The sequence below is a fragment of the Cohnella terricola genome (genome assembly GCF_007786475.1).
GTDB classification, from domain to species: domain Bacteria; phylum Bacillota; class Bacilli; order Paenibacillales; family Paenibacillaceae; genus Cohnella; species Cohnella terricola.
The window spans coordinates 410,829-434,420 of record NZ_VNJJ01000003.1 but is presented as its reverse complement, the minus strand read 5'-3'; the positions used below and the strand labels follow the sequence as shown (position 1 = coordinate 434,420).

The 23,592-nt window shown below is 53.7% G+C and carries 25 protein-coding genes; 19 read left to right on the top strand and 6 right to left on the bottom strand.

Annotation, left to right across the window (positions count from 1 at the left end; translation table 11 throughout):
• Positions 1-15: 15 nt before the first annotated feature.
• Together FPZ45_RS07670 and lexA are read right to left on the bottom strand one after the other, a co-directional pair.
• Entirely contained in the window at positions 16-354 is a 339-nt protein-coding gene (locus FPZ45_RS07670; RefSeq protein ID WP_144700008.1) for a hypothetical protein, read from the bottom strand.
• A gap of 153 nt (positions 355-507) precedes the next feature.
• On the bottom strand, positions 508-1,131 hold the full coding sequence (gene lexA, locus FPZ45_RS07665; RefSeq protein ID WP_144700007.1) for a transcriptional repressor LexA: 624 nt from the start codon (positions 1,129-1,131) through the stop codon (positions 508-510).
• 161 nt (positions 1,132-1,292) lie between these two features.
• Here lexA and FPZ45_RS07660 point away from each other — a divergent pair, with 161 nt between their 5' ends.
• The 4 genes from FPZ45_RS07660 to FPZ45_RS07645 all read left to right on the top strand — a co-directional run bounded on the left by FPZ45_RS07660 (position 1,293) and on the right by FPZ45_RS07645 (position 3,386).
• Positions 1,293-1,694, top strand: coding sequence for a LysM peptidoglycan-binding domain-containing protein (locus tag FPZ45_RS07660; RefSeq protein WP_144700006.1), 402 nt, complete (start codon positions 1,293-1,295; stop codon positions 1,692-1,694).
• Between the two features lie 123 nt (positions 1,695-1,817).
• Positions 1,818-2,006, top strand: coding sequence for a DUF896 domain-containing protein (locus FPZ45_RS07655; protein ID WP_144700005.1), 189 nt, complete (start codon positions 1,818-1,820; stop codon positions 2,004-2,006).
• A gap of 51 nt (positions 2,007-2,057) precedes the next feature.
• Positions 2,058-2,576: a hypothetical protein gene (locus FPZ45_RS07650; RefSeq protein WP_144700004.1), complete on the top strand. Its 519-nt coding sequence runs from the start codon at positions 2,058-2,060 to the stop codon at positions 2,574-2,576.
• Positions 2,577-2,588: 12 nt separating this feature from the next.
• Complete coding sequence (locus FPZ45_RS07645) at positions 2,589-3,386, top strand: HAD family hydrolase (protein WP_144700003.1); 798 nt, start codon at positions 2,589-2,591, stop codon at positions 3,384-3,386.
• Positions 3,387-3,444: 58 nt separating this feature from the next.
• On the opposite strand, the gene FPZ45_RS07640 is transcribed toward FPZ45_RS07645, so the two are convergent.
• Positions 3,445-3,984 (bottom strand): 1,2-dihydroxy-3-keto-5-methylthiopentene dioxygenase, encoded by a 540-nt coding sequence (locus FPZ45_RS07640; protein ID WP_144700002.1) that lies wholly within the window; start codon positions 3,982-3,984, stop codon positions 3,445-3,447.
• A 143-nt stretch (positions 3,985-4,127) separates the two neighbouring features.
• Here FPZ45_RS07640 and metH point away from each other — a divergent pair, with 143 nt between their 5' ends.
• The gene (gene metH / locus FPZ45_RS07635; protein ID WP_144700001.1) at positions 4,128-7,583 is read left to right on the top strand and encodes a methionine synthase; all 3,456 of its coding nucleotides are present in this window, start codon (positions 4,128-4,130) and stop codon (positions 7,581-7,583) included.
• Between the two features lie 164 nt (positions 7,584-7,747).
• Here metH and FPZ45_RS07630 read toward each other — a convergent pair whose 3' ends face one another.
• A complete protein-coding gene (locus FPZ45_RS07630) occupies positions 7,748-7,954 on the bottom strand; it encodes a hypothetical protein (RefSeq protein ID WP_144700000.1) in 207 nt (68 codons plus the stop codon).
• Between the two features lie 38 nt (positions 7,955-7,992).
• Entirely contained in the window at positions 7,993-8,214 is a 222-nt protein-coding gene (gene tlp / locus FPZ45_RS07625) for a small acid-soluble spore protein Tlp (protein WP_144700094.1), read from the bottom strand.
• Positions 8,215-8,749: 535 nt separating this feature from the next.
• On the opposite strand from tlp, the gene FPZ45_RS07620 reads away from it, so the two are divergent.
• The 12 genes from FPZ45_RS07620 (at position 8,750) to FPZ45_RS07565 (ending at position 21,265) form a co-directional block, all read left to right on the top strand.
• Positions 8,750-11,035, top strand: a complete 2,286-nt coding sequence (locus FPZ45_RS07620) for a DEAD/DEAH box helicase (protein WP_144699999.1) — start codon at positions 8,750-8,752, stop codon at positions 11,033-11,035.
• Positions 11,032-12,351: a ribonuclease H-like domain-containing protein gene (locus tag FPZ45_RS07615; protein WP_144699998.1), complete on the top strand. Its 1,320-nt coding sequence runs from the start codon at positions 11,032-11,034 to the stop codon at positions 12,349-12,351. Before FPZ45_RS07620 ends, FPZ45_RS07615 begins: the two co-directional genes overlap by 4 nt.
• Before the next feature lie 7 nt (positions 12,352-12,358).
• Positions 12,359-13,201: an HAD-IIA family hydrolase gene (locus FPZ45_RS07610; protein ID WP_246120356.1), complete on the top strand. Its 843-nt coding sequence runs from the start codon at positions 12,359-12,361 to the stop codon at positions 13,199-13,201.
• Between the two features lie 36 nt (positions 13,202-13,237).
• Complete coding sequence (gene mutM / locus FPZ45_RS07605) at positions 13,238-14,059, top strand: bifunctional DNA-formamidopyrimidine glycosylase/DNA-(apurinic or apyrimidinic site) lyase (protein ID WP_144699997.1); 822 nt, start codon at positions 13,238-13,240, stop codon at positions 14,057-14,059.
• Positions 14,056-14,898 (top strand): deoxyribonuclease IV, encoded by an 843-nt coding sequence (locus FPZ45_RS07600; protein ID WP_144699996.1) that lies wholly within the window; start codon positions 14,056-14,058, stop codon positions 14,896-14,898. The genes mutM and FPZ45_RS07600 overlap by 4 nt, the downstream gene beginning before the upstream one ends.
• Positions 14,895-15,239, top strand: a complete 345-nt coding sequence (locus FPZ45_RS07595) for a cyclic-phosphate processing receiver domain-containing protein (RefSeq protein ID WP_144699995.1) — start codon at positions 14,895-14,897, stop codon at positions 15,237-15,239. Before FPZ45_RS07600 ends, FPZ45_RS07595 begins: the two co-directional genes overlap by 4 nt.
• Positions 15,232-15,552, top strand: a complete 321-nt coding sequence (locus tag FPZ45_RS07590) for a thioredoxin family protein (RefSeq protein ID WP_144699994.1) — start codon at positions 15,232-15,234, stop codon at positions 15,550-15,552. Before FPZ45_RS07595 ends, FPZ45_RS07590 begins: the two co-directional genes overlap by 8 nt.
• Positions 15,549-16,328 carry an ABC transporter ATP-binding protein gene (locus tag FPZ45_RS07585; RefSeq protein ID WP_144699993.1) on the top strand — a complete coding sequence of 260 codons (780 nt, stop codon included), beginning with the start codon at positions 15,549-15,551 and terminating at the stop codon, positions 16,326-16,328. Before FPZ45_RS07590 ends, FPZ45_RS07585 begins: the two co-directional genes overlap by 4 nt.
• Positions 16,325-17,347 (top strand): SAM-dependent methyltransferase, encoded by a 1,023-nt coding sequence (locus tag FPZ45_RS07580; RefSeq protein WP_144699992.1) that lies wholly within the window; start codon positions 16,325-16,327, stop codon positions 17,345-17,347. Before FPZ45_RS07585 ends, FPZ45_RS07580 begins: the two co-directional genes overlap by 4 nt.
• Positions 17,348-17,455: 108 nt before the next feature.
• Positions 17,456-19,063 (top strand): serine/threonine protein kinase, encoded by a 1,608-nt coding sequence (locus tag FPZ45_RS07575; RefSeq protein ID WP_144699991.1) that lies wholly within the window; start codon positions 17,456-17,458, stop codon positions 19,061-19,063.
• Between the two features lie 148 nt (positions 19,064-19,211).
• Positions 19,212-19,913, top strand: a complete 702-nt coding sequence (locus FPZ45_RS07570; protein WP_144699990.1) for a response regulator transcription factor — start codon at positions 19,212-19,214, stop codon at positions 19,911-19,913.
• Positions 19,910-21,265, top strand: coding sequence for a sensor histidine kinase (locus tag FPZ45_RS07565; protein WP_144699989.1), 1,356 nt, complete (start codon positions 19,910-19,912; stop codon positions 21,263-21,265). The genes FPZ45_RS07570 and FPZ45_RS07565 overlap by 4 nt, the downstream gene beginning before the upstream one ends.
• A 67-nt stretch (positions 21,266-21,332) precedes the next feature.
• On the opposite strand, the gene FPZ45_RS07560 is transcribed toward FPZ45_RS07565, so the two are convergent.
• On the bottom strand, positions 21,333-21,821 hold the full coding sequence (locus FPZ45_RS07560) for a C40 family peptidase (RefSeq protein ID WP_144699988.1): 489 nt from the start codon (positions 21,819-21,821) through the stop codon (positions 21,333-21,335).
• A 298-nt stretch (positions 21,822-22,119) separates the two neighbouring features.
• Here FPZ45_RS07560 and FPZ45_RS07555 point away from each other — a divergent pair, with 298 nt between their 5' ends.
• Together FPZ45_RS07555 and FPZ45_RS07550 are read left to right on the top strand one after the other, a co-directional pair.
• On the top strand, positions 22,120-22,785 hold the full coding sequence (locus tag FPZ45_RS07555) for a GNAT family N-acetyltransferase (RefSeq protein ID WP_144699987.1): 666 nt from the start codon (positions 22,120-22,122) through the stop codon (positions 22,783-22,785).
• 1 nt (position 22,786) lies between these two features.
• Positions 22,787-23,458 (top strand): GNAT family N-acetyltransferase, encoded by a 672-nt coding sequence (locus FPZ45_RS07550; RefSeq protein WP_144699986.1) that lies wholly within the window; start codon positions 22,787-22,789, stop codon positions 23,456-23,458.
• The last annotated feature ends 134 nt before the right edge of the window (positions 23,459-23,592 follow it).

Sequence of the window (23,592 nt, the reverse complement as noted above, 5' to 3'; positions counted from 1 at the left end):
GGCAAATTAGCAGCTTCAGGATCTAAACGTAAAATAGATAAAGACCATAAACGCGATGCTTCCTAATATAGCTGCGGAAAGGATGCAATTAATCGTTAATCCGGCAATTGCCAGTCCTTTACCGGATGTGGAGCGCATACCTTTTAACGCGAAAGGGTACGTGAAATAGTTGCAAGCGATCGTGAGCAACAGGACGAACAGAATTCCAAGCGGAGTACGATCTTCGTCGTAATAACGATAATGCATCAATCCGTAAAAAAAAGCGATGAGAAGGAATGCCCCGAAGATGCTCATGATCAAACTGGCGACCGCTGAACCGATCCGGTTGTGCGCGACCTGGTGTTCTGAGTACAAATGCTCACCCCGAATAAAGTTGATTAGTCCAATCGTATCATAAACATCGAAAGTTGCTAGGAAATTGTTGGCCAAAATGTAAAAGGCAGCCCGTTGCGGATGTAAAATCTGCAACGGGCTGCTTGGCTTGCGTATGGTTTTGGATAAATCGTGCTACATGAAGGAACGGATCAAGCCGATGACTTTGCCGAGAATGCTGACGTTCGGCAACCGAATCGGTTCCATGCTGGAATTTTCCGGCTGCAGGCGAATATGGTCGCGCTCCTTATAGAAGGTTTTGACCGTCGCTTCGTTATCGTCCGTCATGGCGACGACGATGTCGCCGTTGACTGCGGTTGGCTGCTGGCGGACGATGACATAATCGCCGTTATGAATGCCGGCTTCGATCATGCTGTCTCCCATAACGGACAACATGAATACGGGCTGATCGCCGATCATGGTTACAGGCAGCGGGTAATACTCTTCGATGTTCTCCGTCGCAGTGATAGGAACGCCCGCCGTAACCTTCCCGACAAGGGGAATGGGACGCACGGCGGCCGAAAACTTCAACACGGAGTCGTCTTCGTCCCCCAAAATCTCGATCGCACGAGGTTTGGTCGGATCGCGACGGATCAGTCCTTTCTTCTCCAACCGGTCAAGATGACCATGCACGGTCGAACTGGATGCGAGCCCCACGGCTTCGCCGATCTCGCGAACGGACGGGGGATAACCTTTCTCGCGAACTTCACTTTTAATGAATTCAAGTATGGAATTCTGGCGATTCGACATTTTAGACACGCCAAACCCTCCCTATGTAATAACTCATGATGACAAATTATAACACAGAACTCGAGTTCGCACAAACACTCGTTCTAGAGAACGGGTGTTCCGAAAAATGATTGACATGAACGTATGTTCGTGTTATTCTCAAACCAGAACAAACGTTTGGGGTGGGTATAATGGTGCATTCATGGATTGCGGCAGGAACAACATCTTCTTCGGTAGTTAGCCGGACGAAGAGAAGCATGTCCGAACGCAGCTCTTCGAGAGGGGCTGGCTTTTCGATCCACTTGAAGATAGGCAAGGGCTTGTTCTTCCTGTTCGCATTTTGTATTCTTTTCAGCGGAATCACCTTTATGCGCACGTTCGCATCTTCCGGAGAAATCGTGCCACCCTCGAACGGAGAGCAAGTCATTTCCGTCGATTCCGGCGATACGTTGTGGGAATTGGCCAGATCCTATAAGAACCCGACGATCGATACGCGTCAAGCCGTCCATGAGATCCTTGAGCGGAACGGATTGTCCTCGTCCAATTTGACGAGCGGACAAGAGATCATTATCCCTACCAATATATTGCCTTAAGTGAAGTTAAAGGCGACTTATAGAGACCGGGCTACCCGGTCTATTTGTCGTTCGGCGCTTCTTGACAATCTATCGGCGAAAGTGGCAAAGTAGAGAAGATGCCAAAAAGGGAGTGAGACAGCAATGGATATGGATCATTTGATTCAGCGTATAAACGAGCTATCGCGTAAAAATAAATCAGAGGGTTTAACCGAAAGCGAAACGGCGGAGCGTGATCGTCTTCGCAAGCAGTATCTAACGGTATTCAGACAAAACTTCCGTCAAGAGCTCGACCGCATCGAAGTCGTGGACGAACCAACGATCAAGCATTAACCCTTCTTTATCTCACGAAAGCAAAAGCGCATAGCGCCGAGGAGGATCATTATGTCCCGCTCATGGGAACGCATGGTAACGAAAAATACGAAACAGATTAACAAACGGCGCAAAAAAGATGGCAAGAAAGGGTTAACAACAAGCACGCAGCAGATCGACCGCTTCCAAGGCCGGAACTATGTCATTCCCACTCTGTTGTTCTTACTCATTTTGTTTTATATTACCCTTTCTCAGCCGTGGTCGACTTCATTTGTACAAGATCCCACCTTATTCTGGGTAACGATCGGATGTTACGTCTTGCTTGCCGTGTTCTACTATTTCCGACGTCCGTATTTGTCCGTATCTCGCGATACGTTGGAAACGCGCAAGTTTACCGGATACAAAACTTTGCGCCCGACCGAAATTCGCAAGATCGTCATTCAGCCGGGCTACGTCATTGTGGAGTCCGTCAAAGGCACGAACTGGGTATTCTCCCGGTTGATGAACCGCTTCCCGATCGACCGAATGGCCGATAGATTAAAAACTTTCACGGACTTGCATCATATTGAAATGGAAGTAAAAGCAAAGTGAGGAGACGGCAAGATGTCTGTTAAAGCGGTATTATTTGATTTGGACGATACGCTGCTGTGGGATGACCGCAGCGTGAGCGAGGCTTTTAAGGCGACTTGCCGGTACGGAGCCGAAGCGACGGGAGTCGACGAGAACGAACTGGAGGCGGCCGTTCGCCGGGAGGCGCGGGCTCTGTATGAAACCTACGAAACTTTCTCGTTCACGCAGATGATCGGCATCAATCCGTTCGAAGCGTTATGGGGCAAGTTTGAAGCCGGAGAGCATCCGATGTTTCGCAAGCTGCAACAGATTGCGCCGGAGTACCGCAGCAACGCATGGACTCGTGGGTTAGCCGCGCTTGGCGTCGATCAACCTGGGCTCGGGTTGCAGCTCGCGGAGATGTTCCCCGCGCAACGCCGTAAGCTGAAATACGTATATGAAGAAACATTTGCGATCTTGGACGAACTGAAAAAAAGCTATAAGCTGCTTTTGCTAACGAACGGTTCACCGGATTTGCAGCAGGAAAAGCTGGACGGTGTACCCGAACTCATTCCTTACTTTGATTCGATCGTCATCTCAGGCAACTTCGGAGAAGGCAAGCCTTCGTCTAACCTGTTCGCCCATGCGATGGAGCAAATCGGCATTCGTCCGGAGGAAGGCATTATGGTTGGGGATAAGCTGACGACCGACATACTCGGAGCCAACCGGATCGGCATGACTTCGGTCTGGATCAACCGTCACAATACGGTTCGAAGCGACGAAATCATTCCTGCTTACGAAATCAAGAGTTTGACCGAATTGTCTGATCTGTTGAAATCATTGAATTCATAAAGAAAAAGCGCCCAAAAAGGCGCTTTTTTCATTACATTCTTTTTATCGCAATCGAACCTTATTTCACGAAAGCGGGATCGTCGTACGGGTCAGCGACCCATCCGGCTGGTTCGATGAACAGGCGAACGGCGACGATCGCTTTGTTGTCCATCAGCGTGAAGAAGTGAGGCTGGCCTTCCGGAACGGAGATGACGTCCCCGGCGCTCAGCTCGACGTCGAAGTATCCGGTCGCTTCGTCGCCTTTAATAATGAAGATTCCGCGTCCCGCCGTAATGGCGCGTACTTCGTCTTCGGTATGCGTATGAACTTGCTCGAATTTCTTCAGCAGTTCGGGCAGATTGGGCGTCGATTCGGACAAGGCGATAATGTCCCAAGTCTTGTAACCACGGCGACCGGCCAAGTCACGAATTTCTGCGTCGTATACAGATAGTAGTGATTGTTTATCTTCATCCGTCAACGAGAAATTCTCTACCAAGTTTGCAGGAAGCTTACTTGTATCCCAGTGTTCGTACAGGACGTTTTGCTTTTCCAGAAAAGAACGAACTTCCGCTTCTCCGGAAATTCTCTCGTTCTTATTGCGGATACGAATTTCAGCCATTTTAATCCCTCTTTCTCCAATAAGAATTTATGCCTTTATTATAGTCCTTTTCCTCTATGCTGTCGATGAGCACCTTTTCGTACCGTAAGGATTCTGTTACTATAGGGTTTAATGATTTAACAGACAGGGGAAGAGACCTATCTATGACTTTAACGCATACTAAACCGTCTCTGCAAGATGCTTTGAACGCTCGTATATTGTTCCTTGACGGAGCTATGGGCACGATGATTCAGCAAGCGAATTTGACGGCAGACGATTTCGGCGGCGACGAGCTCGATGGTTGCAACGAGATTCTCGTTCTGACCCGCCCAGACTTGATATCGAACATTCATGAAGCTTACTTGAAAGCGGGTTCGGACATTATCGAGACGAATACGTTCGGCGCTACGGCAGTCGTGCTCTCCGAGTATGATATTCCCGAGAAAGCAAGAGAGATCAATCTTGTCGCGGCTAAGCTCGCGCGGGAGGCTTGCGATAAATATTCGACTCCCGACAAACCGCGATATGTCGCAGGCGCTTTGGGCCCGACGACGAAGACGTTGTCCGTGACCGGAGGCGTCACGTTCGAACAGCTCGTTCTCGATTATGAGGAACAGGTCGTCGCCTTAATCGAGGGCGGGATCGACTGCATTTTGATTGAAACTTGCCAAGATACGCTGAACGTCAAAGCGGCCAGCATCGGCGTACGACAAGCTTTCGAGCGGACGGGCCAAGAACTCCCAATCATGATCAGCGGCACGATCGAGCCAATGGGAACGACTTTGGCGGGCCAGAACATCGAATCGTTCTATATTTCTCTTGAGCACCTCAATCCGATCTCGATGGGCCTCAACTGTGCGACCGGTCCGGAATTCATGCGCGATCATATTCGGACGCTCGCTTCGATCTCCAAGTCAGCAGTGAGCTGTTATCCGAACGCGGGTCTCCCGGACGAGAACGGCAATTACCACGAATCCCCGGACTCGCTTGCCATTAAAATGAAAGGTTTTGCGGAGCAGGGCTGGCTGAATATCGCCGGTGGCTGCTGCGGAACGACGCCCGCGCATATCAAAGCCATGGCCGAAGCCATGATAGACTTGGTTCCGCGCAAGATCGACGGGGAGCATCCGCCCGCAGTATCCGGCATCGAAACGGTATACATCGAGAACGACAATCGGCCGTATATGGTCGGCGAACGAACCAACGTGCTCGGTTCGCGGAAGTTCAAACGGTTGATCGCGGAAGGCAAGTACGAGGAAGCTTCGGAGATTGCCAGAGCCCAAGTGAAGACCGGCGCCCACGTTATCGATATCTGCCTACAGGATCCGGATCGTGAAGAGACTTCGGATATGAAGCAGTTTCTGGAATTCGCAACGAAGAAAGTCAAAGTACCTTTCATGGTCGATACGACGGACGCCGCCGTCATCGATATGTCGCTCAAATACATTCAAGGAAAATCGATTATTAACTCCATTAACCTTGAAGACGGCGAGGAGAAGTTCGAGAAAGTCGTACCGATATTGCATCGATACGGAGCGGCGGTCGTCGTCGGAACGATCGATGAGCGGGGACAGGCGATCACGCGGGAGGATAAGCGGGACGTAGCGATTCGTTCCCATGACCTGCTCGTGAACAAGTACGGCCTACAAGCCGAAGACTTGATATTCGATCCGCTCGTTTTCCCTGTCGGAACGGGAGACGAGCAATACATCGGCTCCGCTAAGGAAACGATCGAAGGCATTCGGCTGATCAAGACAGAATTGCCTAAATGCCAGACGATACTCGGGGTCAGCAACATTTCCTTTGGCCTGCCAGAAGCGGGTCGGGAAGTGCTGAACTCTGTTTTCCTATACGAATGCACGAAGGCTGGATTGGACTACGCGATCGTGAACACCGAGAAGCTGGAGCGTTACGCTTCGATTCCCGAGCACGAGAGGAAGTTGTCCGAGGAGTTGTTGTACAATACGAACGACGATACGCTCGCCGCGTTCGTCGCCGCTTTCCGCGACAAGAAAGTGGAGAAAAAAGCGAAAGTCGAAAACCTCAACCTCGAGGAACGGCTCGCGAATTACGTGGTCGAAGGCAGCAAAGAAGGATTGGCGCCAGACCTTGACGAGGCGTTGAAGAAGTATGCGCCGCTCGAGATTATTAACGGTCCGCTCATGTCGGGAATGACGGAAGTCGGTCGTTTGTTCAATAACAACGAGCTGATCGTCGCCGAAGTGCTGCAAAGCGCGGAAGTCATGAAGGCTTCTGTGGCTCAGCTCGAGCCGCACATGGAGAAGGCGGAATCCGCCGTCAAGGGCAAAATCATGCTCGCGACGGTGAAAGGCGACGTTCACGATATCGGCAAGAACCTCGTCGAGATCATCCTATCCAATAACGGGTACGAGATTATCAATTTGGGCATAAAAGTGCCACCGGATCAAATTATTGAAGCGGCTCGCAAAGAAAATCCGGACGCGATCGGCTTGTCCGGACTGCTCGTCAAGTCCGCGCAGCAGATGGTCGTGACGGCTCAAGATTTGCGCAGTGCGGGCATAGACGCCCCGATCCTCGTCGGCGGCGCGGCGCTTACTCGCAAATTCACGAAGACCCGAATCGCGCCGGAGTACGACGGCGTCGTGCTCTACGCGAAGGACGCGATGGATGGGCTCGACATCGCTAACAAATTGAGCGATCCAGGCCATCGCGCGCGCATTATCGAGGAGCATTGGGAATCGCAGGCGAAGCTGGCGGAAGAAGCGGAAAAACCGGTGAAGGTACTGCCGGAAGCATCGCGCGCACGCCGTTCCAACATCTCGCCGGACGCGCCAGTGTTCTCGCCGCCAGATTACGATCGCCACGTGTTGCGAGATTATCCGATCACTCACATCATGCCGTACGTGAATATGCAGATGCTGCTCGGACATCATCTCGGATTAAAAGGCAATGTGGACGAATTGATCGCGGCGGGGGACGAGAGAGCCGTTAACCTGAAGGAAACCGTCGACGATATTCTGAAGCAATCGCAATCGAAAGGCTGGCTGAACCCGCAGGCGATGTACCGTTTCTTCCCTGCGCAATCCGACGGTAACGATATTTTGATCTACGATCCGAACGATCATTCCCGAGTACTGCAGCGGTTCTCGTTTCCCCGCCAGCAGGTGGAACCTTTCCTCTGCCTCGCGGATTTCTTAAAAGCGGTGGACAGCGGAGTAATGGACAACGTCGGATTTCTCGTGGTGACCGCCGGACAAGGTGCGCGGGAACAGGCGGAAACATGGAAAGAAAACGGGGATTACTTGCGTTCCCACGCGCTGCTCGCGACGGCGCTCGAAGTCGCGGAAGGACTGGCCGAGCGCGTTCACCATATGATGCGGGATATTTGGGGATTCCCGGATCCCGCCGACATGACGATGAAAAAAAGGTTTGGGGCGAGATATCAGGGCATTCGGGTATCGTTCGGTTACCCGGCATGTCCAGATCTGGAGCTTCAGGGCCCGCTATTCGAGCTCATGAAGCCGGAGGATATCGGAGTCGAACTGACCGAAGGTTTCATGATGGAACCTGAAGCCAGCGTATCCGCCATGGTATTTGCGCATCCGGAAGCGCAATATTTTAACGTGGACAAGGCATAATAGCGCAAAAGAAAATCCCTGAACGAACATACCGCGGTGGTCGGTTCGTCTGGGGATTTTCTTGTCGGCCGGGATCGCAACGGTCTGCGAGACCGTACTACGCTCGAAGTGGTCTTTTCGGGCGCTCTAACGGTCTGCGAGGCTTTAGCAACGCTCGAAGAGGTTTACTTGGGCGTTCTAACGGTCTGCGAGACCGTACCAACGCTGGAAGTGGTCTTCTTGGGCGCTCTAACGGTCTGCGAGACCGTACCAACGCTCGAAGTGGTCAACTTGGGCGTTCTAACGGTCTGCGAGACCGTACCAATGCTGGAAGTGGTCAACTTGGGCGTTCTAACGGTCTGCGAGACCGTACCAACGCTGGAAGTGGTCAACTCGGGCGCTCTAACGGTCTGCGAGACCGTACCTCCGGCTATTCTTTGGCGTCGGCTTCGTCTTGCATCTCGCTGCGCATGCTGGAGATCGCTTCGTGGCGCCTTTCGTTTTTCGCCCGGAGCGTCTGCGACTCGTCGGGGGAGAGTTCGACGGAATGTTCGTCCAGGTAGTGCTCGGACTCCTCCAAGTTTTCCATCGTATTCTGAATGCTGTTTTGAAGTTTCTGCACATTATCGGAACGATCGTCCGGCTTTGCCATTAAATTATCTCTCCTTATTGGGGATTGAGGCGAATCGCCCATCGGATAGTATGCGATCGAGAGCAAGGAGCTATTCGGATAGTAGAACAACACGAAAAAATCGTACAACTTGCGCATGTTGGGACTCCGACAACGGAGTAAAACGAAAAAATCGTACAACTCGCGCGTGAAGGGACTCCGACAACGGAGTAAAACGAAAAAATCGTACAACTCGCGCATGTTGGGATTCCGATAATGGAGTAACACGAAAAAATCGTACAACTCGCGCATGATGGGACTCCGATAATGGGGTAACACGAAAAAATCGTACAACTTGCACATGGTGGGATTCCGTAGGCGTGGGAAATCTCATACTTTCCCGGGAAAGCGCAGGAGCCGACAAGCGATGTCGCATTTCGCTCTATCGTTGCGAATTGGGTAAGATCGGTAAAGTCCCACGTCTTCATTTTGTCGAATATCGTCCGGAAAGCGACCGTTGCCGGGCGAACATGTATTCTGTACAATGAGAGTATTATGTTATTTAGGAGAATTGCCCATGAATCCGTATACGCAAAAAGCGGAATCGGTGGAAGAGTGGCTCAGCCTGCTGCGTGCGCTGCCGGAATTGATGGAGAACGTCACTTACTGGCATACCCAGCCGGCTAAACCCGCGCGGACGGTTCCGCTGCCGGACTCTGTTCATCCACAGCTAGTTCAAGCCCTTGAACGCAAAGGGATTACGCACTTATATACGCATCAAGCCGCTTCATTCCAAGCAGTTGCGGAAGGCAGTCACGTCGTGACCGTGACGCCTACTGCATCGGGAAAGACGCTCTGCTATAATCTGCCCGTCATTCAGAAGCTGCTCGCGGACGATAGCGCTAGAGCGTTATATCTGTTTCCGACGAAAGCGCTGGCCCAGGACCAGGTAGCGGAACTGCAGGAGCTGGCCGACTTAATGGAAGCCGACATCAAGACGCATACATATGACGGAGACACGCCTCCGACCGTACGACAGGCGATCCGCAACGCGGGACATATCGTCGTCACGAACCCGGACATGCTGCATTCCGCGATCTTGCCGCATCATACGAAATGGGTCAAGCTTTTCGAAAATATCCGGTATATTATCATCGACGAATTGCATGCTTACCGCGGCGTATTCGGAAGCCATGTGGCGAACGTCATTCGCCGGCTAAAGCGGATATGCCGGTTTTACGGCAGCGAGCCGCAATTTCTGTGCGCCTCCGCGACCATTCGCAACCCCCGTGAGCACGCGGAGAGACTTATCGGGGAGCGCGTAACGCTCGTCGACGACAACGGGGCGCCAACGGGCGAGAAGCATATGGTTTTCTATAATCCGCCGGTCGTGAACAAACAGCTCGGCATTCGCCGCAGCAGCGTCCTCGAATCGCAAAAGCTTGCGGCGCTGCTGCTGAAAAGCGGCATTCAGACGATCGTGTTCGCGCGCAGCCGGGTTCGCGTGGAAATTCTGTTGACCTATTTGCAGGAAACCGTCAAGCACGAACTCGGGACGAAGACGATAAGAGGTTATCGCGGAGGCTATTTACCCAAGCTTCGCCGGGAGATCGAGCGGGGCTTGCGCAGCGGCGAAATCCGCGGCGTCGTCAGCACGAACGCGCTTGAGCTCGGCATCGATATCGGGCAACTGCAAGCTTGCGTCCTGAACGGATATCCAGGAACGATCGCCAGCACGTGGCAGCAATCCGGACGAGCCGGCAGAAGGCAGGGCAGCTCCGTCACGTTCCTCGTGGCCAGCAGCAATCCGCTCGATCAATATTTGATTCAGAATCCCGATTATTTCTTGGGCCGACCTCCCGAGGAAGCGCGGATTCATCCCGACAACCTGCTAATCCTTCTCGACCACCTGAAGTGTGCGGCATACGAGCTGCCGTTCGAGGAAGGAGATAAGTTCGGCGAAGAGAAGCTGACGGATCTGCTTGAGTTCTTAACGGACGAGAAGGTTCTTCACAAGGTAGGCAGCCGGTGGTACTGGATGGAGCAGGCGTTTCCGGCCCACAACATTTCGCTTCGCTCTGCGGCGCAGGAGAACTTCGTTATCATCGACCAGACGGAAGGCCATCGCGTCATCGGCGAAGTCGACCGGTTCAGCGCGCCGACGCTGATCCACGAAGAAGCGATCTATCTGCACGAAGGCGTGCAATATCAGGTCGAGAAGCTTGATTATCCTGAGAAAAAGGCTTACGTGCGCGAAGTGAACGTGGATTATTTCACCGATGCGAATTTGGCGGTGGAACTGAAGGTGCTGCATGTAGATCTCGAGTCGATGTCAGGACCGCTGGAGCGTCAATACGGCGAAGTGACGGTCATGGCTAAACCGACGATTTTCAAAAAAATCAGGCTCCGCACCCATGAAAACATCGGATCAGGTCCGATCCATCTGCCGGAGGAAATACTCCATACGAGCGGCTACTGGTTTTCGTTCTCGGAGGAAGAGTCGGCCAAGAGAAGTGCCAACGATATGCAGATGGCGCTTCTCGGTCTGGCGAACGTGCTGATCCACTTGGCCCCGCTGCATCTGATGTGCGATCCGCTCGATATTCGCGTCGTGCCGCAAGTGAAGGCGTTGCACACGAAACGCCCAACGATCTTTTTCTACGATCGATACCCTGGCGGAATCGGGCTTAGCCAGCGTCTATACGAGAAGCATGACGAATTGCTCGAGGAGGCGCAGCGGCTGATTCGCGGCTGCGGCTGCTTGAGCGGTTGTCCGGCCTGCGTCGGACCGATCGAAGAGGTCGGATTGCTCGGCAAAGATTTGGCATTGTCTCTATTGGAGGGTACGAGGGCAAATCCATGAGCGGTTTAAGGGAAAGATTAAACAGGCTTCGGCAGGAGACGAGCACGAGCAATCCGCCGGCGGAGGTAACAAACGGAGGTCAGGCTGACTTATCCGTTCGTGAGCCCGCAACTACCACAAATCAGAATCTGCCCGACGCCTTCCGTCAGATCGGGGTCGAGCTCCGCGAGAACGAGTCCGGACCATTCTTGCTTCGCAGAGCGGTATATTCTCTGCCACACCAGCACGGAGATTACGAGCTAGGCGCACTGATCGCATGCGCGCCGAATTTGCGGCCCCTTGCTGGTCGTCAGAACAAGCAAAGCGAGCCTGCAGCGATCGACCCGTATCGTCTGTTGTTTCTGGATACGGAAACGACCGGACTCGGGGTCGGGACGGGCAACGTTCCGTTTATGATCGGTTTCGGTTATTATACGCATGACTCGTTTGTCGTCGAGCAGACGCTCATTCGCCATCCCGGCGAGGAGAAAGCGATGCTTTCCTACATCCTTGGCCATATGCAGGACAAAACGCATTTGGTTACGTATAACGGACGAACGTTCGACTGGCCGGTACTCGTCAATCGATTTATACTGAACGGTTGGCGAAGAAGCGGGCAGGAGCCAGGCCACCTTGATTTTCTCCATCCGGCCAGGTCGTTGTGGCGCAATACGCTGCCTTCCTGCCGGTTGGGGACGGTAGAGGAAGAGAGGCTCGGCATACGGAGAGGTCAGGACGTTCCCGGATCGCTTGCCCCAGCCTTGTATTTTCAATACTTGAGCGACGGTGATCCAAGCCATCTTCATGGGGTCTACGCTCATAACGAAAAAGATATTTTGACGCTGGCTTCGCTTTCCGTCCACTTCGGGCTGCTCCTCGGCGGAATCGTCGACGAAGAAGGCATGCCGGAAGGCGAAGAAATGTTTCGCACCGCAACCTGGCTTGAGCTGCACGGAGTGACCGATGCCGCCGAACGGTTATATACCGCGCTCTGCCGGCGGCAGGATCGGTATGATAGCTCTTGGGGACTGTCGCTGGCGGCCAGGTTCAAGAAGGCTGGCGAATTCGAGCGGGCGCTTCCGATCTGGCGAAATTACGCTGAATCCGCGGAGCGTTCGGCCGCTCCCAAGCTGGATGCGCACGTGGAACTCGCCATCTATTTCGAACATCGAAATAAGCAATTGTTGATGGCATTAAACTATGCCGAAAAAGCGCTAGAGCTTGCTTCACGGCGTGCGAAGTTGATCGGCGACGCAGCCAGGCGCAAAGAAGAGCAAGACAGCTTGCGTCACAGAGTAGCGAGGCTTAGAGATAAATTATCGAGGGAAGGGAAGTAAGCGCAGCTTGAAACACCTATTGAAACCGATTAAGGATTACCCGGTCCCTGAAGCACTGCTATTCGATCTTGACGGAACGTTGTACAGAGGCAACGAACCCGTTCCGGGAGCGGACCGGCTTATTGCGGGTCTGCAAAGTCGGGGAATGCTATGTTTGTACGTGACGAACAATTCAACGCGGACTCCGGCGGAAGTGGCCGAACATCTGCACGAGATGGGGATTCCTGCTACCGAAGAGATGATCGTCACATCCGCATTGGCGGCAGCAGAATACGCGCGGGCGAATTATCCTGGCGCGGATACGTACGCTATCGGCGAGAAAGGGCTAAAGGAAGCGCTCCAGAGCGCGGGCATGCGCTTGCTGCCGGAGCTTTCGAGCAGCGAGCGGGCGGCTTTGGTCGTTCAAGGGCTCGATCGCAAGCTGGAATACGACCAGATCGCAACCGCTGTTACACATCTTTTGAACGGGGCGGCTTTCGTGCAGACGAATCCCGATCGGTTGCTGCCCATAGACGGAGGTTTCCTACCCGGAGCCGGTACGATCGGCGCCTCTCTGCAAGCCGCGACCGGAATTGAACCGGTCGTCATCGGTAAGCCTTCCCGCATATTGATGGAATACTCCCTTAAGCTGGCTGGCGTTCCGACGGAACGTTCATGGGTTATCGGTGACAATCCGTACACTGATCTGGCCGCCGCGCGCAATGTCGGCTGTCCCTCCATACTGGTACTGACGGGATTATGTACGAAGGCGAATTGGGAAGAGCATTGTGCGGCGGCAGGCGTTTCCCCCGATGCCGTGTGCGAAGGTCCGCAACAATTGCAGGAATTGCTTGACGAAGTTCTGTCCTGAAATAAAGTGACAACAGCGGAAGGGAAGAAAAACATCATGCCGGAATACCCGGAAATGGAGCATTATCGCACGCAATTATCCGCGCTGCTTGGCGGACGCAAAATAACGGGCGCGGTCGTCAACCGCGCGGCCACGATTAACGAGCCAATCGACGTTTTCAATTCAGCGCTCGAAGGCCGAACGATTCTGTTCGTCGAACGAAGAGGCAAATATCTACTGTTCCACTTGGACGATGGAAATCGATTAGTGCTGCATTTGATGCTTGGCGGCTGGCTGGCCTACGGGGATGAAGGTCCGAAGCCCGACAGCCATTTTCAAGTCATTTTGTCGTTCGATGGCGGACAATCGCTTTATTTCGGAGGGTTGCGTCTCGGTTACCTGCATCGTATGACAGCTAAAGCCGCGCTGGAGAAAATGAAAGAGCTCGGTCCGGAGCCATTCGATCCGCGGCTCACGCTGGAAGCTTTTCGCAAGAGGCTGGCAGGGAGAAAAGGCAAGTTGAAGACGACGCTGACGGATCAAAAATTTCTAGCGGGAATTGGCAATTGCTATAGCGACGAAATCTGTTTCGATGCCAAGCTTCATCCTGCCGCTGCGGCGAACAGGCTGGACGACGAGGAATCGGAGCGCCTGTATCGTTCCGTTCATAAAGTGTTGACCGAAGCGAAGGAAGCGGGAGGTTACATGGGCCATCCGTTAACAGCAGGCGATCAGCTCACCGGCGGATTTAACGAACGTTGCCGCGTTTACGACCGCGTAGACGAACCGTGCGTTGAATGCGGGACCCCGATTAAGTTCGAGACGTTGACGGGTCGCAAAATGTTTTATTGCCCACACTGTCAGAAAGGCCATGAATGATTTCGGCCGGAAGCCATGTCAGCACGCGCGGCGGATATTTGAAGGCTGCGGAATACACGGTATCTCTAGGCGGCAGCGCCTTTCAATATTTTCCGAAAAACCCGCGGACGCTTGAACCCAAGTCGTTCGACCGCAGGGATGCGGAGAGATGCGCCGTTTGGTGCAAGGAGCGGGGAGTACGATCGATCGCCCATGGACCGTATCCCGTCAATCCCGCATCCGAGGGAGATACGGCGCATAGGATGGCCTTGTGCACGCTTAACGATCTGCAAATCGCCGAAACTTGCGGGTCTATCGGAGTCGTCGTCCATTTCGGTACATTCAAGGGTAAGGATCCGTTACAGGGATACCGAAATATAATACAATGGATCAATAACGTTACTGCGCTATGGCAAGGAAACGCGCTGATCCTGCTGGAGAATCAAGCGGGCGACCATGGTCCGATGGGGACTACGCCGGAGGAACTCGTGCAAATCCGCTCGCTTGCGAACGATCCCGAACGCATCGGATTTTGCTTGGATACGTGCCATCTGTTCGCCAGCGGCGAATGGAAGCCGGGAAAGTGGGAGTCGTTTGCAGAGCGCGCTGGAGAATTAGGTTTCTGGAACGGTTTGCGCGCGATCCATTTGAACGATTCGCGTTACCCGAGCGGCTCCCGTAAAGATCGGCATGCGGCGATCGGGCAAGGCTGGATCGGGGAAGAGGGGTTTAAGGAGCTGCTCGCGACGCCGGAGCTTCGGGAACTCCCGTTCGTATTGGAAACGCCTGCCGACGGGGATGGCACGCATCGCGGCCAGATTCGGTTAATCAGGCAATTGGCGGGGGAGGAAGAAGGATGATCAACCTGTTTCTGGACGATGTGAGGCCTTGTCCTCGCGGATTCGCCCTCGCTCGTTCGGCGGAAGAATGTTTGCTCATGCTGGCGGAATGTGAAGTTAATATTCTCTCGTTGGATTTCGAACTCGGCTACGGACAACCGAACGGCCTTGTGGTCGTTCATGGCATAATCGCCAGCGGCAAATATCCTCGACATATTTACATCCATTCTTCCAGCATCATGGGAAGGATCCAGATGGTGCGTGATTTAAGGGCCGCGAACCCATTGGGTGTTGAGATTCACGACGGTCCGATGACTCCGCAAGTTCTTGAAGCGGCGGCGAAGGAGACCAGCGATGCTTGAATGGAAACCCGAGGCTTGGAAACGGGAATGGACTTTTACGTCCGCTCCGTACGCGGTATTCGTACATACACCTTTATGCGGAACGTGCCAAGCGGCGAAGCGTATGCTCGCGGTGGCGACGGAAGTCGTTCCGGAATTTCGGCTTGCATCGGCGAATCTGAACGAGATACCCGAACTGGCTCAGACGTTCAAGATCCAAAGCGTACCCTGCTTGCTGATCAAACGCAAAGATGGCAACATATACAAGCATTATCGTTTCCCCTCCGTCGTGGAGCTGGTGGAACTTCTTAAGAATGAGGGGGAAATCGCATGATACATTTGCAAAATCTGACTTTTCGGCGCGGTGACCGGGATATTCTTCGCGGGGTCGACCTGGAAGTGAAACCCGGGGAACAATGGACGCTGCTTGGGCGCAACGGGTGCGGGAAGTCTACCGTCCTCGAGCTGATCACCGGCTATCAATTTCCGACTTCGGGCAAGATTGACGTGCTGGGCAACCGCTACGGGACGGTCGACGTTAGGGAAGTCCGCAAGGAAATCGGGTATATCAGTCCGGCCCTGATCGAGAAAATGACGCTTAGCGATCCTGTTTGGGAGATTGTCGCTAGCGGAGCTTTCGCTTTTCTGCGATTTTATGAAGAAATCGAGGATGAAGTTCGCGAGAGAGCGTATGCCGAACTGGAGCGGGTCGGGTTGCGATCGCTGGCTGATCAGCCATTCGGAACGCTGTCGCAAGGGGAACGCAAAAAAGCGCTGCTCGCGCGCACGTTGATGGCTTCGCCGCGACTGCTTATTCTGGACGAGCCTTGCGCGGGATTGGATCTATATGAACGGGAAAAGTTTTTGCAGGCTTTATCGGTGTTATCGTCGCAAAATATGTCTATGCTGTACGTAACGCACCATATCGAGGAAATCATCCCTATATTTACTCATGTCGCGTTGATGACGCAAGGGAAGCTTATCGCTTCCGGATTAAAGCGGGAAGTACTTACGCCGGAGCTTCTTCGGGAGGCGTACGATTTGCCAATTGAAATCAGGTGGACGGATGATCGGCCTTGGATCGAAGTCGGGAAGGTGGATCTTTCATGAACGTTTACGTCGGTAGCGCAAACCCGGGATTTGCGCCTTACGCGATGGAAGAACTGAGGAGGCGCATTCGGGGGACGAAGCTATCCGGGCTTGCGCCGGGAGAAACGTTTACGTTCACGAGCGGAGATCAGGACGACGAATCCCTGCTGAAAGATTTGCGTCGCAAAGAACCGATCTTCTTGCGGCATCTATTCCCTGTCGAAGCGGAAAACGAGGTTACGGGCGATCGCGAAGAGATGGCGGCCCGAATGAAAGCCTACGCCGCGACTCTTGGCGATCGCATGAAGGGCAGCAAAGTGGCGATCCAGGTTCGTAAAGAGCAGAACAGCCCGTTTCCTTTCACCTCGGCGGAAGGCCGCGACGAGCTCGTTCCGGTCGTGACAGAACTCGGGGGTGATGCCGTCGCGCGCGAAGCGGATTGGATCATATCGGTATACGCATCTAAGAAAAAGCTGCTGATGGGCTGCTCCCTGCCGCGCGATAATCTGTCCGATTGGCCAGGGGGAGCGGTTCGATTCCGCAGAGACGAAGGACTAATTTCGCGCGCGGCGTTTAAGCTGTTGGAGGCTGAGCGCTCGTTCGGGATACAACTGGACCGCTTCTCCAATGCTCTCGATCTGGGAGCGGCGCCGGGAGGATGGACGTCCGTGCTGCTGGAGCGCGGCCTTAAAGTGACCGCCGTCGATCCGGCGGAGATGGACCCGTCGCTTGAGCTTCATCCGAACTTGCGCCATATCCGGCGCAATGCGGCCGACGTCAGTTTCGCTCCAGGCACGTTCGATCTGCTCGTTTGCGACATGAGCTGGGACCCTCATCATACCTGCCGTCTCGTGTCCGAGCTTGCACCGGCAATTACGGCCGGCGGGTCGGGCATCATCACGCTGAAGCTGATGTACCGCAAACCGCTCCAAAGCATTGATGAACTCGTGGAGGATTACAGTTACTACTTCGACGTTCGCAAAGTGAAACAGTTGTTTCATAATCGCGAAGAAGTTACAATATGGGTGAAAAGAAAATGATCCGTCCGTAACGGGAAAGCATCCCGCATCCGGGCGAAGCCTTGTCTAAGACAGGTTTCGCTCCGATGCGTTTTTTTGTTTATCCGGCACTGAAAGGAGAAATCGTATATGGAACATGGAGATCCCCATGCGTTGGAATTGGTCCCGGAGCAGCTATTCGGAGAGCGTTACAAGGTCGTGAAACCGATCGGCAAAGGAGGCATGGGGCGCGTATACTTGGTCGAGGATTTGCGCTTGGGCGGCAAGACGAGAGCACTAAAGCTGACTCGTCCGCTTCCGGAGGAGCGCCGTTCGTTCTTGCCCGAGGCGGAGCTGCTCAGCGAACTGGATCACCCGCACTTGCCGGCGATCGTCGATTATTTTCCGCCCGACGAGGAAGGCGTCGCCTGCATCGTGATGGAGTATATTCCCGGAGATACGCTGGCGCAGAGGTTCGAACGATACGGGCTGAAGCTCGGCTTCGCTTTCGTGCTCGACGTTCTGATCGATCTGTGCGAAGTGCTCACTTATCTGCACGCGCAGAGTCCACCCATCGTTTTCCGTGATCTGAAGCCCGCGAATGTCTTGCTCGGTCGTCACGATCAAGCGGTGCTCGTCGACTTCGGCATCGCCCGCAGATATCGGCCAAGCCAGCTAAACGATACGTTCCGGCTCGGAACGCCGGGATTTGCCGCTCCGGAACAGCTGCGGGGAGAGCAATCCGACGGCCGAACCGATCTTTATGGACTCGGCGCGCTCGCTTATTTTCTGCTGTCGGCCGGTCAATTCGCGATCAGGCATCGGGGGCCGATGGGCAAAGCGCTCCAAGACGACGTTCCGATCGATTTCGTCTTCCTTCTTGAAAGGCTGCTCGCGAACGAACCCGATCGTCGCCCGCAGACGGCTCGCGAATTGCTGAACGAGCTGCAAGCGGTCAAGCTGGAGTTGGTCGGCGGCGCCGACCAGTCCCTGAATTATTCGAATAACGGCCACGATAGGGAGAAGACCGCCATCGTCGCGGTCGCGTCCGCCTACCCGGGCGCCGGCGCAACGTTCGTCGCGCTTGCCCTATCGTCCGCGCTGGATCGCGCCGGTATATCGCATGCGCTGGTCGAATACCCGGGAAGAGACGCGGAGCTCTACTCGCTTCTCAATGGAGCCAAGCGGATGCCCGGAGACGCCGTGTTCGCCAGTGCCGACGGACGGCAACCCGCCGCTCCCGCTTGGCGTCACGGGAACGCAGCGTATTATCCGCTGGACCCGGAAGGGGCGGCAACCGCAAACCGGAACCCGGACAAAGAATTCACGAAGTGGATTAGACGTCTCGGTGTTCCACTTGTATTGTTAGACGTGTCCAGCAGATGGGACGAGCCGGACGTGACGGACTGGCTGCTTCGGTCGGCCGATCGGATCACGATGGTCGCCGATTGTTATCCGGCCAAATGGTCGACGCGCAGGCAGGCCGCTTGCCTGGAGATTCATCTTCAAGCGAACAGGCGATTTATCGTGTTTGACTGGATCGCCAATCGGGATCAGCCTTTTGCGGACAGGAACAACTGGCTATCGCTGCTCCCCGTTCAACCGGAGGCACACTTGCCCGAACTGCCCGGACCGTCCGTGCTCGAGGCGATATGGAGGGGCGAAGGCATGCCGAAAGATGCTGCGACGCAACGTATTTTCGAACGCGTTTTTTCCCGGGTCATTCGTTCGTATTCAAAGGCGGCACAACGCTCATAAGCGATATGCCGCTCCGGTTCGACGGATTTTTCTTCGCTTTGACAGGCATGTTACAATATAGTGGGAGAGTAGCATTTGATAGGGGAGAACGATCGACGGTTTCTTGAATGTCGGAACCGAAATTCTCTTAAGGCGAAGGTGAAAGAAAATGAATAACAATGAAAATATACTGATTATCGAAGACGAGGATTCCATCGCGAGAATATTGCAGTTGGAGCTGGAGCATGAGGGTTATGGCGTAGGAAGGGCGGCGGACGGCCGCAAAGGGCTGGAGATGGCCGTTTCCGGAGAGTGGGATCTGGTGCTGCTCGACGTGATGCTTCCAGAATTGAACGGTATCGAGGTGCTGCGCCGGTTAAGGCAGAACGACGCGGCAGTCCCCGTCATTCTGCTGACGGCAAGAGATACTGTGCCGGATAAAGTCAGCGGTTTCGAGCACGGAGCCAACGATTATATTACGAAACCGTTCGCGATGGAGGAACTGCTCGCGAGGGTGAGAAACCTACTGCGGATTTTCAAGGCGTCCCGCGAGGGAGAGAGCGAGGACGTGCTGAAAATCGGAGACTTGTCGATCGAGCTTCTCACGCGCAAAGTATACCGGAAAGACCATTCCATCGACTTGACGCCCCGCGAGTTCGAATTGCTGTTGTATTTGGCCAGGCATAAGAACGAGGAGAAGACGCGCGACGAAATCTTGTCCGACGTATGGGGATACGAATATATCGGGGACACGAACGTCGTAGACGTGTATATCCGTTATTTGCGCCAAAAGATGGACAAAGGGTACCGCCATAAGCTTCTCCATACCGTACGAGGAGTCGGATACATGCTGAAGGAGCCCGATGCATGACCCTAAGATCGAGATTTACTTTGTTCACGGTTTTTTGGCTCATTTTTATTCTGATTTTGTATAATATTTTCGTTTATTTTTTCGTGATCCGGGTGACGACGCGGGGCGAGGAACAATTGCTCATGAACAAGGCGGACCTCGTCATCGAGTCGCTGCGCAAGCGGGGAATGCAAGGGTTCGACGATCCGAAGCTGCTGAGCGACCTGTACAACTACAACGAAATGATGCGAATCGTAACTAGCGATCTGAGAATCGTGAACCAGATCGGAACGGACAAGGAGCTTCTGTCCATTCCGCCGCAAATGCAGGTGTACAATCTGTCGGAGACGCAACAGATCAACGGCCAACGAGTCCTGTATTTGTCGATGCCCTTTTTCGACCAGGGCAAGCTGGTCGGTACGGTGGAGGCGGCTCGCCGCCTGACCGTGCTCGACAGCTACTTGCAGATCCTCGTCGGCGCGCTGAGCGTGACGAGCATTGGGGCGATCGTGTTCGCCATCTTCGGGACGTATTGGTTCACTTCCCGGCTTACCGGACCGATCGGGCAGATGGTTCAGACGATGCGCGAGATCGACCGAAGCGGCAAGCTGTATCGCGTGAAGCTGAACGGGCGCGAAGAATCGGTGGAGCTTCAGCAGATGGTCAGGGCGTTTAACCAGATGATCGACCGGCTCGACCGGACGATCGAGAGCCAGAAGCATTTCGTGGCAGACGCTTCCCACGAGCTGAAGACGCCGCTTACCGTTATTTCCAGCTATGCCGACATGCTGAAGAGGTGGGGCAGAGACAACGCCGAAGTGCGGGACGAGGCGATCGAAGCGATCGCGAAGGAGACCGAGAGGCTGCAGAACTTGATCCGCTCCATGCTGACGCTCGCGGAAGCGGAACAGGACAACTGGCTGAACGTCACCCGGTTCGACGTGAACGGCGTCGTCAGGGAGCTGTCCGAAGTGCTGGGCAAGACGTTCAAGCGCAACATTCGCGTGCATTCGGACAATCATTCGGTATTCATGCGAGGAGACAAGGAGAAAATCAGGCAGTTGCTGCTTATTTTGATCGACAACGCGATCAAATACAGCAAAGAACCGATAGACGTTAGGATTCGCAATCAGAAAAACGGGATTAAGCTGGAAGTCACCGATTACGGAATCGGCATTCCGGAGAACGAGATCCCGAACATGTTCCAACGGTTCTACCGCATTGACGAAGCCCGCCACCGTTCCACAGGGGGCAGTGGACTTGGTCTGTCCATCGCCAAGAAAATCATCGACGTTCACGAAGGCAACGTGGAAGTGTACAGTAAGCCGGGCAACGGAACGACGATCTCGATTCAATTGCCGCGCAAAATTTAGCCGACACGTTCAAGCGTATAAAAAAGCCTCCGTCATCGAAACGTTCGATGACGGAGGCTTGTTCGTGTTAAAGGACGCGGCGAGCGGTGACGTAATGGGATTTCCAGTATCTGGAATTGATCGCCGAGTACGTGACTCCCGGCGCGCCGTAAGTATGGAGCATTTTGTTGTTGCCGACGTACACGCCGACGTGACCGATCTTTTTCCCGGTGCGGGCCGTCGTGAAGAAGACGAGATCGCCGCGCTTCAAGTTGCTCTTCGCGACTTTATAACCTTTGGCCGCTTGCGAGTTGGATACGCGAGGCAGCTTAATGCCGTGCTTTCCGTATATATATTGCGTGAAGCTGGAGCAGTCGAACGCCGACGTCGAACCCGAAGGAGCGCCGAAGCGGTATTTCACGCCCAAATATTTTTGGCCGAGCGAGATGATCTTGTCAGCTTTGGACGTTGCCGCGGATGCTTCTGGGGCTTGTCCCATGGCAAGTCCGGCAAAACCGATGGCAGCACATAGGCTGATTCCGGCGACTTTGCGAACGAGTGTGTTGTGAAAGCTCATACAGTTTTCCTCCTGTGTTCCCGTAACTATTTGCAACGTGCTAGAGTATAGCAGACCGGGCCTTCCCTAACTTTTTCCAAGGAGAAGCGGAAAAGGGGATTACGAACGGTTCGACATGTTTTCTTAAAAAACGATGATAATTTTCTCATTCCTTGCTCTTTGATTGCCGTATTCCCGCAATAGGGCGAATTCGACCGGAATAAGCTTGCCCCATCCCAACGAATTCCATTAGTATAAGGAGTGAGCATGGGGACATCGAGGCGCTTGCGAAAAGCTGCACGGGCATGGAGGTGAAGGCTTGTTTAAACAACTGAAAGTCACGGACGGACATCGAATGCTTACGTTAACGATCAGAACCTACGAGTTGGAGGACTTCGAGAATCTAATCGCTTTGCAGGCGGAATGTTTTCCGCCGCCTTTTCCTTCCGATCTCTGGTGGAATCTTGATCAATTAACCGAGCACGTGTCCCGTTTTCCGGAAGGGGCTCTATGCGCGGAAATAGACGGACGCATCGTCGGATCGATGACAGCGCTCCGCGTCGCGATGGAAGATGAAATGTCCCATACTTGGGCTTCGGTTACGGACGATGGTTACATTCGCAACCATGACTCCGAAGGCGATACGATATATGTCGTTGATTTGTGCGTAGCTCCGCAGTACCGCAAACTGGGTATAGGAAAATGGCTTATGCAGTCCATGTACGAGACGGTCGTGCACTTGGGGTGCCGCAGGCTTCTCGGCGGAGGAAGAATGCCCGGTTATGGCGAGTACGCAGACAAGCTTGAACCTTGGCAATATATCGATCGGGTATCGACGGGGGAATTGTACGACCCTGTCATCACCTTTATGCTGCGATGCGGCAGACTTCCCATCGGCATCGTCGCAGGTTATTTGGAAGATGAGCAATCCGCCCATTACGCGGCTTTAATGGAATGGCGAAATCCTTTTAAGGTGGAGAGATAAAATGGAATATATTCGTATCCGTTCGATTGAAGATGCTAGATTCGCAGAGATGCACCAATTGATGAGCACGATTTTCCCTTCGGAAGAAGTGCTTGAGTTCGGTTTATGGAAAGAACCGATCGAGGACCCGGACATTCACGTTTACGTCGCCGTACACGAAGGCGCGGTCGTCGGGGCGACGGAATATCGGTATTACCCCGATCTGCGCGTGGCGATGACCGATTTTACGATCATCTCCACGATGGGGCTCGGAATTGGGCGTTTCCTGTACGTGCAACGGAAGAACGATCTGGAGCGCATGCAACGCGAGAGCGGGACAGAGTCGATCGGCATGTTCGCGGAAATATACCGTCCTCAAGCGGTTTCGTCATTCAAGTTCGGCAATGCGCTTCCGATGCATCCGGCCGTAAGGCGAGAAGTTTTATCTCATTTAGGTTACAGGAAGCTCGATATTGCATACGTTCATCCTTCGTGGGATCACGAAGGAAAAGCGGTTACCGAGCTTGACCTCGGCTTTTTCCCAACCGACGAGGCGCAAAACAAATTGCCTGCAGAGCTGGTCGTTCGTTTCCTGAAACAGTATTATTCCGCGTTGCCCAACAAGCCGAAAGAATGGCTGGAGATGATTGGACAGCTGGAAGAACGGTCCGAAGTAGAGCTTCTTCCTCTTTAGGACGATTAGATAACTTAACTTTTATAATTTTGCCAGTATGGGCGATATTAACTTCGACCTTTACGGCTCCGATGTTCGGGACGGCGTCGCCGTCCCGAACGTTTTTCTCCCAAACCTACTTCTTGCGAATGAAA